Raw genomic sequence first — 13,285 nt, 5'->3', positions numbered from 1 at the left:
CAATGAAAAAGGACCGCATGCGGTCCTTTTTCGTTTCCGGCCCCCAGGCTTACTGGGCCGGGGCGATTTCGGTGATGTTTTCAAACAGGGTCACCACCTTCTGCACCCCTGCGGTTTCGCTCACCACCTGTGCAGCGGCCTGGCCCTCGGCCGGCGTGACCAGGCCCAGCATGTACACCACACCGCGCTCGGTCACCACCTTCACCTGATTAGGCGAATAGCCCTTGCCATCCAGCATGCGGGTACGCACCTTGCTGGTAATCCAGGTATCGCTGCTGCGCTCGGACAGGCCAGAGGACGGGGCCACTACCGTGTAGTTGTACACCCGGCGGACATTGGGCATGCCACGGGCAATCAGCTCGGCCTGCTGGCCAGCTTCGGCTGTCGGCACTTCACCAGTCAGCAGTACCGCACGGTTGTAGCTGGTGGCGTTGACATGGGCAGATGGCAGCTTGTCGCCAATCTGGTGCGATACCTTCACTTCGATACTCTGGTCATCCACATAGGCACCGCTGGAACGACGGTCGGTGGCCACCAGCGCACCACCGGCCACGCCGCCGGCAGCCAGGGCAAAACAACCGGACAAGGCGCTGGACAGGCCAGCAGCCAGCAACAGGGTCAGGACTGTGTGTTTCATTTACTCGCCTCCCAACAGCATGTAGTCAATCGCATCGCACAGCGCATGCACCAGCAGGATATGCACCTCCTGAATGCGCGCGGTACGCAATACCGGCACATTCAGCTGAATGTCTTCCGGCGACAGGATTTCACTGATCTTGCCGCCGTCCTTGCCAGTGAGGGCAATCACGCCCATGCCGCGCTCGTGGGCGGCATAGATGGCTTCGATCACATTGGCAGAATTGCCCGAGGTGGAAATGGCCAGCAAGAGGTCGTTGGTATGCCCCAGCGCACGCACCTGCTTGGAAAAAATCATGTCGAAATCGTAGTCGTTACCAATGGCGGTGAGGGCCGAGGTATCGGTTGCCAGTGAAATGGCCGCCAGACCAGGGCGCTCTTTTTCGAAGCGTCCCAGCATCTCCGCCGCAAAATGCTGGGCATCTGCTGCCGAGCCGCCATTGCCGCAGGCCAGAATCTTGCCCTCGTTCATCAGGCAGGTCACCATGCGCTCGGCCGCCAGCGCCACGGCCGGCGACAGCAATTCCATTGCCTCCTGCTTGGCAGCGATGCTTTCCAGAAAATGTCCGTTGACGCGTTCAATCAGGTCCATGCTTTTCCTCGTAGCAGCCAACCGGGGGCTGCTATGCAAAAATGTTTTTCAGCCACTGTAGCGGCTGCTCGCCTTCACTCAGCACAGCATCAAAACGACAAGGTGCGTCTACTCCCCTATCGGACAGGTAGACTGCCGCCGCGTGCATGAGTTTCCTTTGTTTGGCTGCGGTAATGCTGTAAGCGGCACCGCCAAAGCGGGCGCTGGCGCGATGGCGCACCTCCACGAATACCCAGCTGCGGCCATCACGCATGATCAGATCGATTTCGCCACCCCGGCACAGCCAATTGCGCTCTACCAGTTGCAGCCCCTGTCGCAACAGGAAGGACAAGGCCCGCTCTTCCGCCAGCCTGCCCTGTTCATTCATGGGGTTTACTCGCCCTCGCCAATCAGCGATACCGGCAACTGACGGTCGAACACACGGTCACGACCCAGTTTCAAATCACCGGTCACGCCATCCAGCTTGATGCTGGCCGGATTACGGCTGGTCGCCAGCTGCATGGCCAGCCGATAGGCATCAATCCCCAGCGCGTACAGCCGCTCGGTTTGCAAGGTCAGCGTGCTGGCCGGCCGCGCATAACGCTTCACCGCCGGATGTTGCGGCATCAGGAACCAGGGCATGTCGATAAAACGGATACCGGCCAGTTGCCGGTCCGGCGTGCGGGTGCTGATCTGCGAAGTGGCATACACTGCCAGCTCGGGCAGCAGGACAGGCTTCAGCCGTGCCGCTTCGGCAGGCTCTAACGCCAGAAACACCGCATCCGCCTGCCCGGCCGCCACGGCCAGCTCAGACAGATTGTGGCCGTTATCTTCCATCTGCTGCGCGTCCTTGCCCGCCAGGCTGCGCCATTCATCGGCAAAAGCCTGCTTCAGCCGGCTGGACAGCACCTCGCCATCGGCAATGATCAGCGGATTGGCGCGGCCATCTTCCCGCATCAGCCGGGCAATCTGCCGGGCTTCCACTTCTACATTCAGGGCCAGGGTAAACAGCTTGGGGCTGGTCGCTACATCGCGCCCCACTGCATTCAGCGCCAGCGTAGGCACGCTGACATAGCGAGCCACCGCAGCGATGCCGGTGCGCGACAGCGGACCGATCACCACATTCACCCCGCCGGCCACCGCCTCGCGATAACGCTGGGCGGCATTGTGCTCATCGGCATCAATCACCACCACCTCGGCCTGAGGATCAACCTCATGCGCTGCCTCCACCCCGCTGCGCACCACGGCAGCAGCCTCGCCCAGCAGGCGGGATTCGGTGGGCAGCAACAGGCCGATTTTCACCCGCGACGCCATCTTGCCCGGCGCGGGCAAGGGCTTGGCCACCGGGGCCACGGCCGGCGCCGATGCCGGCGCAGTCTGCGCCCGAACCGCCGCACCAGCCGCGCTATGGAGCGGCGCGGCATTGAGTTGGATGATATAGTCCGGTGCCTGCGCCTGCGCAGCCGTCAACCATGTCATCATGACGCCAACCAACAGCGGAGCCAGTCTTTGCATACTTCGTTCGCTCACTTGCTTGAATCTGCACGGGAAAGTTTCTGTCGCGGCACATTATATGTGGTGGCCACCCCCATTGGAAACCTGGGAGATGTTACCGCGCGTGCGCTGACCGCCTTTGGCGTGGCCGATGTCGTGTGCGCCGAAGACACCCGCGTCACCGGCAGCCTGCTGACAGCATACGGCATTCACGCCAACAAACTGGTCAGCCTGCGCGAACACAACGAACGCAGCATGGCCGAACAAGTCATCCGCTGGCTGGCCGAAGGCCAGATCGTGGTGCAGGTATCCGATGCCGGCACCCCCGCCGTGTCCGATCCCGGTGCCCGGTTAGTGGAAGCCGTGCGCGCCGCCGGCCACCCGGTACGCCCCATTCCCGGCGTATCCGCCGTCATCACCGCCCTGTCTGCCAGCGGCTTTACCAACAATGCCTTTCTGTTTCATGGCTTTTTGCCGCCGAAAAGCGGCGAACGCCGCCGCACCCTGCAGCAATGGCTCAGTGCCGACCACCTGGTGGTGTGCTATGAAGCCCCGCACCGCATCGTCGACACCCTGCAGGACATCGTGGCCGAACTGGGGCCGCAGCGCCGGCTGATGCTGGCACGCGAACTGACCAAAACCTTTGAAACCTTCCACAGCCTGCCCGCTGGCGAACTGCTGGAATGGGTAAAGGCCGACAGCAACCAGCAGCGCGGCGAAATCGTCCTCATCATCGACGCCGCCCCGCAGCCCGACAGCGACGAAGCCCTGCCGGAAGAAGCCGTGCGCATCATGAACATCCTCAGCGCCGAACTGCCGATGAAACAGGCCTCCACCCTGGCCGCCCAGATCAGCGGTGCCAACCGCAAGCAACTGTATGACCATGCGCTGAAATTGAAAAAGGACGCCGCAGAGTGATTTACAAGGGCAGGCAGATCAGATAGACTTGCCTCCTCTTGCGATGCCCGGGTGGCGAAATCGGTAGACGCAGGGGATTCAAAATCCCCCGCCGCAAGGTGTGTCGGTTCGAGTCCGACCCCGGGCACCATCGCAACGTACAGAGAAGTCCCAGAAAGTCCAGAAACCCGCACAGCACAAGGCTCTGCGGGTTTTTTGTTGTCCAAATCCGTCCGGCACCATCCAACCAAAGCCAGCACCAAACGTTGGTATTTCTGTTGGTACGAAGTTACCCTTCTCGTAGAAATACCAACACGAGGAATACCAACATGCCGCTGACCGATACCGCCATCAGAAATGCCAAGCCCCGCGAAGATGGCAAGCCCGACAAGCTGGCAGACGGCGGCAGCCTGTTTCTGTGGGTAATGCCCAACGGTGCCAAGTACTGGCGCATGTCCTACCGCTTCAACGGCAAACAAAAGACCCTGGCATGTGGCGTCTACCCTGATACCAGCCTGAAAGAAGCCCGGGAGAAACGCGAAGCAGCCCGCAAACTGCTGCAAGCAGGCACAGACCCCGGCGAAGAGAAGAAACAGCAGAAACGAGAAAAGAAGCTGGCGGCAGAAAACTCGTTCGAGATCATCAGCCGAGAGTGGTACACCAAAGAACTGCCCCGCTGGAGTGAAGGCCACGCCAAACGCGTCATCGAGTCACTGGAAGCTGACGCATTCCCCGACCTGGGCAAATATCCCATCGACAGTCTCACCGCGCCCATCATCCTGGAGTGCATACGCAAGATCGAAAAACGCGGAGCTATCGAGACTGGTCAGCGCGTACTCCAAAGAATTGGTGCCGTCATGCGCTATGCCATCCAGACAGGCCGCGCTGCTCACAATGTAACGGCAGACCTGGTTGGGGTACTACGCGCCCCCAAAGTCGAACACCGGCCTGCGCTGGCCCGTAGTGAACTAAAAGAGTTTTACCGCCGCCTGGCCGCCGAGCCGATCTACCAGCCCACTCGCATTGCCATGCACCTGCTGATGCTGACCTTTGTGCGCCCTGGTGAACTGCGGCATGCCCGCTGGGAAGAGTTTGATATGGAGCGCGCAGAATGGCGGATTCCGGCAGAACGTATGAAAATGCGCGAAGCGCATATTGTGCCATTGTCATCACAAGCGCTAGAGTTGCTGCAACAGCTGCGCCCGCTGACTGGCCGTGGTGCCCTGCTCTTTCCGGCCATGACGGATCATGACCGGCCAATGAGCGAAAACACGCTGAGTTATGCCATGGGCCGCATGGGCTACAAAGGCCAGGCCACACCGCACGGTTTCCGCGCCCTAGCATCAACGGTGCTGAATGAAGAAGGCTTCAACGCTGACGTGATCGAGCGCCAGCTGGCGCATGCGGAGCGGAACAAAATACGGGCGGCTTACCACCGGGCGGAGTATCTGGAAGAACGCCGGAAAATGATGCAGTGGTGGGCAGATTTCCTGCAAAATCACCAAATTGATGGAATTACTGTTCGATGAAAATGCACAGCATTTACTCTCGAAATAGGCGGAAAGATATATCAACAAAAAAGATTGATATTCAACGCATATCGACCATAGTTGGCGTCACCATCCTTATACTTGCACCCATAGCATATTTAATTGGTACATTTTATTACTATGGGTACTTAAATGCATTTGGCGTAGACTCAAGTCATTTCCCCATATCAACACAAGAAACATACATTAACGCCTACAACGCACTTACCATCGGATTACTAAAATCAATTGAAGCCATTATAACCACACTAAATGAAAATATAATAATTTCAATTGCCATACCATTTTTCATGGTGGTATTTTTTTATATTTTATTCCACAAAAAAACAGTACAAACAATTAGAATACTCATTAAAAAATGGAACAATTTTACTTCATCAGATGATCCAAACCGTCTAGCACTGGCGGCATGGGCTTCTTTTTTATTGACATACATATCGATATCAATTTTTTACTTACTCGCCTGTGTAGCAATAACATGCTGGCTAGCCGCATCAATTTCGTTCAACCTTGGAAAGGCTGCCGCTGAAAAGTCCATCTCTCCATACTCAAAATCAGGATGTCATTACGAGAATAAAAAAACTTGGAATAGCTGCATAGCCATAATCGAGGGCAACAAAGTCATTTACGAAGGAATCTTAGTTACAGCAAATAAAGAGAAAATTGCCATCTTCGACGCTTCCGGAACCAAAGTCATACCCAACAGTGCCAGATATGTAATAACAAGAAACTATCAACGATAGAAATACCGTAATTCCCGGGCTTAGCACCCATCCCTTACTGCCCCACAACCTCCCTCTCCCGCACGCCCTCCCAATCTGATGCCGACACTCGTCGGCATCAGCGTTCGTTGCACCAGGGCCGCTGCAGCGCCCACAGTCCACCAAACACTCTCCAGCCCCCAGCGCGCGCAATCGAAGCCCCGCCTCGCCCCCGGTCTTCATGTGCCTCAAATCATGCACCTGCATGATTCCCCGCAAGCCCCGCCCAGCCGGGCTTTGTCCGGGCCTTTCTCCCTTTTAAAAATCATGCGTTTTCATGCACTTTCATGCGCTTTTTTTCAGTGATTCATGGCGATTAGCTGCTTTTGTCGCTGGACTTGCTCGGACTGATGCGTTTTGCGTCCATGAGCGTTTGTTGTCGTCCAAAGCAGTCTGAAAGCAGCTATCCACGCAGAAAAACACTGATACCCCAGTCCTGCGCGCTCCCAATACGACACCCGCTCCCTGAATGCGGGAAACAGGAAAATTGCTCAGTCCAAGCACTGATTTAAGCGGCTTTCAACAACCCGTGTTGTACGGCCCAAGTCATACAACAGCGCTTCCACACGTCCATTTTGTTTTTCTGGATACTGCACTCGCTCCCCGACATATCCGGGTAGCACCGAGCACATCCACCCAACAACTACAGGACACATCATGCCGACTTCCAGCTGCCTTCCGACTTCAACTCCCGCCCGGTTTCTCCGCTTGCCGGAGGTGATGGGTCTCACGGGCCTGACGCGTTCGACGCTGTACGACAGCATCAAACGCGGCAGCTTTCCGGCCTCTGTGCCGTTGGGCGGCAAGAGCGTGGCCTGGTTGTCCACTGAGGTGGATGCCTGGATGGCCGAACGTGTCGCCGCCCGTCAACAATAAAACCAGAAAGTCACTCTCATGCACCTGAGCAACTCCGCGCTGAACACGCAATTGACCGAACAACTGGCTGCCGCCAAAGCAGCGCTGGCCACCTATCAGCAACACCGAGAAGACTGGCAGAACAAAGCGGCCATGGTGGTGAAGCATCAGCAGGCTGCCCAAGCCGCCGAAATCAGCGCCAAAGGCTTCAAGCAGCAGGCCCGCGCCATCCTGCACAGCATGCTGGGCAAGACCCCGCCCAAGAAGATGGCCGAGCTGCGTGCCGAAGAGCGTGCCGCCTACAGTCTGGCCGAAGACTTCCGCTATCTGGCCACCGAACTGGAACTGGCACGGGATGCTGCCGAAATCACCATGTTAGAAGCGGGCTGGGCGTATCTGGCTGCCAAGAACCGCACCATGCAGACCCTGGCCGATGGCCGGATGCAAGATGCGCTGGAAAATTTGGGTGGACTACTCAGTGCCATGGCACTGCGTCGCATAGTGCTCAATCAGCCAGATCAAGCCGCCATGTGGCAAATGCGGGGTTTTGACAGCACCCTGGATGTACTGATGGCGGAGGTCCGCAAGCATCTGGAGCAGCAACTGGAGCGTTTCACCCTGGATGTGAGCCAGGAGCCAGTCCTGCAGGCCCTGCCCGATGAGGACGGTCTCGACGAGGCCCGCGCCATCGGCCCGCTACAGTTGAATCGCCGCCGTACCGAACTGGCCCAACGTCAACAGGAGCATGCAGCATGAGCAAATGGATTGCAGTAGACCTGGACGGCACCCTGGCCGAAGTGGGCCGTAACAATATGGGCGGCATTGGCAATGCCGGTGGACGCCATGATGAGCCGTGTCAAAGCCTGGCTGAATGAGGGCGACTATGAGGTGCGGATTTTTACCGCCCGCGCCGCTGACCCGGCACAGGTGAGCAAGGTGAAAGACTGGCTGGGCCGTAACGGGCTGGCTGGCCTGGCCATCACCAACATCAAAGACACCGACATGGTGGAACTGTGGGATGACAAAGCGGTGCGGCTGGAGCGCAACACCGGCAAGGTGTGTGATGGCTGCGCCAATGCCGAGCGCGGTACAGCCGGTTTCAGCCATCGCCATTTCACCCTGCGCGATGTTGAACAACACACCGACTGCTAACGGAGGACACCATGGCATTTCCTTGCCCGCTGTGTGGTGCATCGTCTCGTGCGCGTACCAGCCGCATGCTGTCAGCGACTACCAAAGAGACCTATTACAACTGCACCAACGATGATTGCTGCCACCAGTACAAGACACTGGAAGGCGACCCGCGCACGCTGGCCAAACCGGTGAGCCCTGCAGAAGTCATCCCCGCCAACCAGGTGCGCCGTATTGCATTGCAAGAAAAACCAACAACTACCGCTATCACCCAATTACCAGGTGGAGTACGTCACCACATTCGTTAGAAATAATGGCCTGCACCAACAGGCCATTATTTGAAATGTAATTCAATTATTCTCGAGAATTTTGCAAAATAAATCGTAGACATTCTGCGTCCTTTTGCGCTTTTCTTGTGCAAGTTTTAATTCGATTTTTAGTCTTTTTATTTCAGATTCAATTTCATCCACCATGTAATTATAGGCATCATTAATATGAACAGCATTTTTAATCAGATAGTGTGGAGTGAATTGTTTTCTAATTTGATCTTCATTCCAGCGATCACCCGGCCAAATCACTCCCTCCCATGAGAAAAATAACTTCCTTCTGCTTGAGCACGACTTGCATTCGATGTAGTACTCAACAAAAAAACTAGTAATTTTTCTACTACTTCTTTTTACCAATCTTGCACTACCGCATTTATTGCAAAAAAATCCATCCAAAATACTTTTCATCAAAAATCCAAAATAAAAAAGCCCCTGCTGGGGCTTGAATATAGCTAACTAACTTTTAGAGTATATCGCCATGCTTGCATTGCGTACAACTGCCCGACAGCCTCAATGGCTTGACAATTTAGAACGACAGCCTAACAATGGCGGCGTGCTGTTCAATAGCGGCACCGGGCGTAGGAACCCGAGTTATGTAGGCGGACACCGCCGCGAGAGCGGTTTTTTTGCGTCCGTACGTCTTGTCTTGCCTTCTATGGCGGGCCGGGCGGGGCAGCCTTCGGGCTGGCCGGTGCCTACTACCGGTATTCCTACCCCCGTTCGGACTGCCACCCACCGTAGGAAGTGGGTAGCGGTAATCAAACCGTTAGTAGGAGGACACACCATGTCCAGGATTACCCACGCCTTATCTCGCCTGTTCCCTGCCGTTACCGCGCCTGTTTCCATACTGCCTTCCGAGGCCGAAGCCCGCGCTTTGTCTGCGTTGCTGGTTGCTCAAGGCCGCCGCGCCGTGTTTCATCGCACACCGTCCGGCTTTGCTGTGGAGGTACTGGCATGAACACCCTGCACATTCTCAGCCAGGCCGTTCCTGCCGCCCATCTGGCACTGTCCAGCATTCAAGGCGAACTCAGCCGCCTGCAGACGCTGGCCAGCCAGCCCGAGCATGCGCCGCTGCGCGAGTCCATCAGCCAGCTGGCGGGCCTGTGCCAGACCATCGAACACACCATTGCCGATGGCATCCACACCCTGGCCCGTTCCGGTGACGGCCTGCAAGGGCTGCTCGATCTGCTGCACCACGCCGAGGACAAGCCGCTGCCAGCCAATCAGCTGGCCGGGCTATTGACCCCGCTGCAGCAGCAAATCAGCCACGCCCGCGCCGATATCGGCCAACTCCTCTAAGGGGCAGACCATGAAACAGCAATCCACTCTCCCGAAATCCGGGCGAGCCGCCCCCGGCTTGCCTGCTGCCCGCACCTTGCATGATTGGGCCTATCAATCCGGCCACCTGCGCGCCCTGGAACTGCTGGACACGGTACTGACCTTCCGCGACCGCCAGGACATCAGCAGCTACCAGCAAGTGCAGGCCGACGCTGCCGTACTGGATGGCTTCTTTGCCACCCTGCGCCCGGCGCTGGATGACGCCTTGCCCATGCTCACCCCGGAAGAACGCACTGCGCTGCTGGCCAACATCACCGAGCGCCTGCGCATCCGCGCCGCTGTGCTGATGCAGTACCGGCCACTAGCCAAGGGGACGCCATGAAACCGGCCAGCAATGGAGCGCTGGGCGACTGGTTCGCCCGCCTCAAGACCGAGATTGATTTGCACGACCTGGCCGAGCGGCTGGGCCTGCACCGCCAGGGTGGCAAGGGTAACTATCACAGCCCGCACCACCCGGACAGCAGCGCTTCACTGTCGATCTTTGACGGTGGCCGTGGCTGGAAGGACTGGAGCGGCGATGCGGGCGGCAGTTGCATCGACCTGCTGCAGTATTGCCGCCCGGAGCTGGACACCCCACTGGCTGCTGCCCGGCTGCTGGGGGACTGGTATGGACTGCCACAGCCAGCAATGAAGAAGGACAGTGCGGGCCAGTCAGCCCCGGCGCGCAAATCCACGCTGGACTACATTGCCGAGCGCTGCCTGGCCAAGCCGGAAGCCGTGCTGGATTACCTGCTTGGGCGTGGCATTGCCGAGGCGACGATTCGCCGCGCCATCCAGTGCCGGACGCTGGGCTGGAATGACTGGCTCAGCGCCAAAGTGCCACCGGGCGAAGTGGGCCACGGCGGTGCGGCCGCTGCTTTCATAGTGCGTGGCACCCTGTCGGCCAAAGTGGTGGCCGTCGATCTGCGCTATGTCGATCCGGCACTCAATGGTGGTGTGAAGACGCAATGCCAGGGAGAGCGCGAGGGGCACGGCTGGACGGCAGACCCGGCCCGGCTGAAACGGGCGCAAACGGTCGTCATCGTAGAAAGCCCGGTCAATGCGCTGTCGGTCGATTCCGTGACCCACCACAGCGTGGCCAGCCTGGCGCTGCGTGGCACCTGCAATGTGGACAGCATCGACTGGACGTTTCTGCGCGGCAAGCGGGTGCTGGTGGCGCTGGATCATACCGACCCGGTCAACCCGCACACCGGCCAGCGTCCCGGACTGGCTGCCGCCTGGCAGTTGTCTGAAAAACTGACCGCCGCCGACATTGGCCACCTGCTGGTGGACATGCAGGACTGGGAGGAAGGCGAAGACATTAACGATGTACTGCACAAGCACGGCCCTCAGGAACTGACCGCCCGCCTGCGCAAGCTGGAGCCGTGGCTGGTTCCTGGCATGCCTGGCGGTGGCGAACGACTGGAAGGCACCCGCCGTATCCAGCTGCCCGGCCATGACTTTGCGGTGTACTGGCGTTTCCGGGTGAAAGAGGATTTCACCCAGTACGTGGACGAGTTCAAAACCGACGATGACGGCAACCGTTCAGAAACGCTGGGCGACCTGTGTTCCTTCCGCGTGGCCGGGCTGTCCAGATTGCGCATTCAAAGCCATCTGGCCACCATCAGCGGCACACCCGACCACCAGCCGGAAACCGTGTTTGGTGTCAGCGCCCAGCTGGCCCGGCATGGTGTGGTGCTACACCGCGAAGTGGCCACCGATGACAAGCTGTACAACCTGGAGTGGTGGAAAAGCCGCTTCGGGGCGATCTGGAAACCGGCGCAATTCCAGCGTCTGGTCAACCTGATGGAGCGAGCGGCTGATCTGGGTGCCCGCGATGTGGTCAACTTTGTCGGGCTGGCGTGGAAGGCCGGTGAACTGGCCGCCCAGGAGGGGCAGGACTGCTACTTTGTTGAACCACAGAAACAGTGCCTGTACTACAACCTGACCTTTCCACGCGGCAACCGCCATCAGGCCCGGTCGGTGATACTGGCCTATCAGGACACGTTCAAATGCAATGCCGCGACCATCGCCCTGGTGTGGGGCTTGGGCAGTCACCTTAAAACCGTGCTGGGCTTCTATCCGCACTTGCAGATGCAGGCCGAGAAAGGTTCGGGCAAATCGCGCTTGCTGGAAAGCCTGCAAAATACCCTGGCGTTTCAGGTGCTGTCCGGCCAGATGCTCAAGACCGACCACCGCCGCCGTGCTTCCGTGTCCTTCACTTCGCAACCGGTAGGCTGGGACGAATTCAGCAAGCTGCCAAAAAACATCCTGGCCGACATCGACGCGCTGTTGCAATCCACCTACCGCTTTGAATTCACCCGCGTGGGGGCATCCCTGACGCCTTACCTGATGTGCGCCCCGGTGCTGCTAGCCGGTGAAGAAGTGGATGTGCAAAGCCTGCAATCCAAGCTGTGCCGCAGCAGCCTGTCAGTAGCCCGGCAGGGCAACATCATCCCGCACGACCTGGCGCAATTCCCGCTATGGCCATGGCTGCAGTTTCTGGGCGAAATGCCACCGGCCCGGCTGCGTGACCTGCATCAGCACTATGTTGGTTACTGCCGCCAGCACTGCCGCGCCCCGGAGGGGGACGCTACGGCCAAACGGATGATGGAGAACTACGCCGCCATCCTCACCAGCTGGGCGCTACTGTGCGAGTTTGCCGAAATAGACCTGCAGCAAGGCAATTTCATTGACGACCTGCTGGCCGAAATGAACAGCCACATCGTGGACACCGACGGCACCCGCCTGCCGTGGGTGTGGATCATGGAGATTCTGCTGTCCGAGCTGGACGCCCACCGCTATGAACACCCCTATTGCTGGGACGTGTTCAAAACTGCAGATGGCCACAGCGAAATGGCGTTATTCATCCGGCCCAACCATGTGATGGATCATCTTTCGACGGCCACCCACCTGCGCGCCAAGTTCGACGCGCTACCGGTCAAGACGGGCCGTATCTTCAAAAGCCAGCTGCTACAAAGCAGTGCCGTGCTGGCGGATGACATCGAGAAAACCATCCATGGCCGCCGCCATGGCCACCTGACCGCCATCAGCCTGGCCAAGCTGGAAAAGCTGGGCCTGTATGCCAGCCCGGATACCCTCCATGGCCAGCACTAAGCCCCAGCAGCCGGAGGATGCCACCCTTGCCGTCCTGCGCATGGCCTGCGCGGAAATACGTCGTGGCCAGTACACGGGCCGTTACCTGATGGGAGAATGGCAGGGGCGGCCCTGCCTGTTCCTCAAACGTGGCGACGTGCTGGCCCACCTGAAACGCAGCCGTGCCATGAAAGGGCAATGGCGGCACTATCGCACCTTCACCATCCGCCAGCTGAAACAAGGCTGCCTCCGTCATCAGCTGCTGCTGACCGACGCCGTAGAACGCCAGATTGCGGGCCAGCGTGTTGGCCACTTGCTGGCGCTTGATCTGGCCGGACTGGCGCGTAATGGCATCCACCTCTGACCTGCGCACCCCAGCACTCCCAGGCCCGCCGCGCGCGGGCTTTGCTTTGTCTGGCATGTCACCAAACTGCAAATCCCTTTGAGCACCATTTATGACATAGGCAACACATTTTGGTGGCAAACGCACCAAGCCAGCCCGGTTTCCCGCCATTGACCCCGGGAGTAAGTGAAAAAAACCCGTGGATTGACGGCCCAATCCCGCTGAAAGCCTTATTCCACTAGGAAACCCTGCCCACGGTTTACCCTCAGAATTCCACGGTTTGGGTCTGAATCTCCACGGTTTGCCCC

18 protein-coding genes and 1 tRNA gene are annotated in these 13,285 nt (G+C 58.5%); 14 read left to right on the top strand and 5 right to left on the bottom strand.

Annotation, left to right across the window (positions count from 1 at the left end; genetic code table 11):
- Positions 1-49: 49 nt before the first annotated feature.
- The 4 genes from DBR44_RS13035 to DBR44_RS13020 are packed head-to-tail and all read right to left on the bottom strand — an operon-like array spanning position 50 to position 2,689.
- Positions 50-637, bottom strand: coding sequence for a BON domain-containing protein (locus DBR44_RS13035; protein WP_124644474.1), 588 nt, complete (start codon positions 635-637; stop codon positions 50-52).
- Complete coding sequence (locus DBR44_RS13030) at positions 638-1,228, bottom strand: phosphoheptose isomerase (protein ID WP_103523592.1); 591 nt, start codon at positions 1,226-1,228, stop codon at positions 638-640.
- 31 nt (positions 1,229-1,259) lie between these two features.
- A complete protein-coding gene (locus DBR44_RS13025) occupies positions 1,260-1,595 on the bottom strand; it encodes a YraN family protein (RefSeq protein WP_124644473.1) in 336 nt (111 codons plus the stop codon).
- A 5-nt stretch (positions 1,596-1,600) separates the two neighbouring features.
- A complete protein-coding gene (locus DBR44_RS13020; RefSeq protein WP_233578544.1) occupies positions 1,601-2,689 on the bottom strand; it encodes a penicillin-binding protein activator in 1,089 nt (362 codons plus the stop codon).
- Between the two features lie 27 nt (positions 2,690-2,716).
- Here DBR44_RS13020 and rsmI point away from each other — a divergent pair, with 27 nt between their 5' ends.
- The 9 genes from rsmI to DBR44_RS12980 all read left to right on the top strand — a co-directional run bounded on the left by rsmI (position 2,717) and on the right by DBR44_RS12980 (position 8,203).
- Positions 2,717-3,619, top strand: coding sequence for a 16S rRNA (cytidine(1402)-2'-O)-methyltransferase (rsmI, locus tag DBR44_RS13015; RefSeq protein ID WP_181835178.1), 903 nt, complete (start codon positions 2,717-2,719; stop codon positions 3,617-3,619).
- A gap of 45 nt (positions 3,620-3,664) precedes the next feature.
- A tRNA-Leu gene (locus tag DBR44_RS13010) sits at positions 3,665-3,749 on the top strand.
- Positions 3,750-3,927: 178 nt separating this feature from the next.
- Positions 3,928-5,127, top strand: a complete 1,200-nt coding sequence (locus DBR44_RS13005) for an integrase arm-type DNA-binding domain-containing protein (protein ID WP_124644470.1) — start codon at positions 3,928-3,930, stop codon at positions 5,125-5,127.
- Positions 5,124-5,891, top strand: coding sequence for a hypothetical protein (locus DBR44_RS13000; protein WP_124644469.1), 768 nt, complete (start codon positions 5,124-5,126; stop codon positions 5,889-5,891). Before DBR44_RS13005 ends, DBR44_RS13000 begins: the two co-directional genes overlap by 4 nt.
- A gap of 675 nt (positions 5,892-6,566) precedes the next feature.
- Entirely contained in the window at positions 6,567-6,785 is a 219-nt protein-coding gene (locus tag DBR44_RS12995; RefSeq protein ID WP_124644468.1) for an AlpA family transcriptional regulator, read from the top strand.
- Positions 6,786-6,803: 18 nt separating this feature from the next.
- Positions 6,804-7,520: a hypothetical protein gene (locus DBR44_RS12990; protein ID WP_124644467.1), complete on the top strand. Its 717-nt coding sequence runs from the start codon at positions 6,804-6,806 to the stop codon at positions 7,518-7,520.
- Positions 7,517-7,639: a hypothetical protein gene (locus DBR44_RS19950; protein WP_255424587.1), complete on the top strand. Its 123-nt coding sequence runs from the start codon at positions 7,517-7,519 to the stop codon at positions 7,637-7,639. The genes DBR44_RS12990 and DBR44_RS19950 overlap by 4 nt, the downstream gene beginning before the upstream one ends.
- The gene (locus tag DBR44_RS12985) at positions 7,608-7,916 is read left to right on the top strand and encodes a hypothetical protein (protein ID WP_199731050.1); all 309 of its coding nucleotides are present in this window, start codon (positions 7,608-7,610) and stop codon (positions 7,914-7,916) included. The genes DBR44_RS19950 and DBR44_RS12985 overlap by 32 nt, the downstream gene beginning before the upstream one ends.
- Before the next feature lie 11 nt (positions 7,917-7,927).
- The gene (locus tag DBR44_RS12980; protein ID WP_124644466.1) at positions 7,928-8,203 is read left to right on the top strand and encodes an ogr/Delta-like zinc finger family protein; all 276 of its coding nucleotides are present in this window, start codon (positions 7,928-7,930) and stop codon (positions 8,201-8,203) included.
- 42 nt (positions 8,204-8,245) lie between these two features.
- Here DBR44_RS12980 and DBR44_RS12975 read toward each other — a convergent pair whose 3' ends face one another.
- Positions 8,246-8,629: a hypothetical protein gene (locus DBR44_RS12975; protein ID WP_124644465.1), complete on the bottom strand. Its 384-nt coding sequence runs from the start codon at positions 8,627-8,629 to the stop codon at positions 8,246-8,248.
- A 376-nt stretch (positions 8,630-9,005) separates the two neighbouring features.
- On the opposite strand from DBR44_RS12975, the gene DBR44_RS19815 reads away from it, so the two are divergent.
- The 5 genes from DBR44_RS19815 to DBR44_RS12950 are packed head-to-tail and all read left to right on the top strand — an operon-like array spanning position 9,006 to position 12,998.
- The gene (locus DBR44_RS19815) at positions 9,006-9,179 is read left to right on the top strand and encodes a hypothetical protein (RefSeq protein ID WP_233578542.1); all 174 of its coding nucleotides are present in this window, start codon (positions 9,006-9,008) and stop codon (positions 9,177-9,179) included.
- Positions 9,176-9,520 carry a DUF1484 family protein gene (locus DBR44_RS12965; protein WP_124644464.1) on the top strand — a complete coding sequence of 115 codons (345 nt, stop codon included), beginning with the start codon at positions 9,176-9,178 and terminating at the stop codon, positions 9,518-9,520. Before DBR44_RS19815 ends, DBR44_RS12965 begins: the two co-directional genes overlap by 4 nt.
- Positions 9,521-9,530: 10 nt before the next feature.
- Positions 9,531-9,881 carry a hypothetical protein gene (locus tag DBR44_RS12960; RefSeq protein WP_124644463.1) on the top strand — a complete coding sequence of 117 codons (351 nt, stop codon included), beginning with the start codon at positions 9,531-9,533 and terminating at the stop codon, positions 9,879-9,881.
- Positions 9,878-12,655, top strand: coding sequence for a toprim domain-containing protein (locus DBR44_RS12955; RefSeq protein ID WP_124644462.1), 2,778 nt, complete (start codon positions 9,878-9,880; stop codon positions 12,653-12,655). Before DBR44_RS12960 ends, DBR44_RS12955 begins: the two co-directional genes overlap by 4 nt.
- On the top strand, positions 12,642-12,998 hold the full coding sequence (locus tag DBR44_RS12950; protein WP_124644461.1) for a hypothetical protein: 357 nt from the start codon (positions 12,642-12,644) through the stop codon (positions 12,996-12,998). The genes DBR44_RS12955 and DBR44_RS12950 overlap by 14 nt, the downstream gene beginning before the upstream one ends.
- The last annotated feature ends 287 nt before the right edge of the window (positions 12,999-13,285 follow it).

The sequence above is a fragment of the Aquitalea sp. FJL05 genome, from assembly GCF_003852595.1.
Lineage (GTDB): Bacteria > Pseudomonadota > Gammaproteobacteria > Burkholderiales > Chromobacteriaceae > Aquitalea > Aquitalea aquatilis.
Note: the sequence above shows the minus strand (reverse complement) of the source record. Positions and strands in the feature narration are given on the sequence as shown.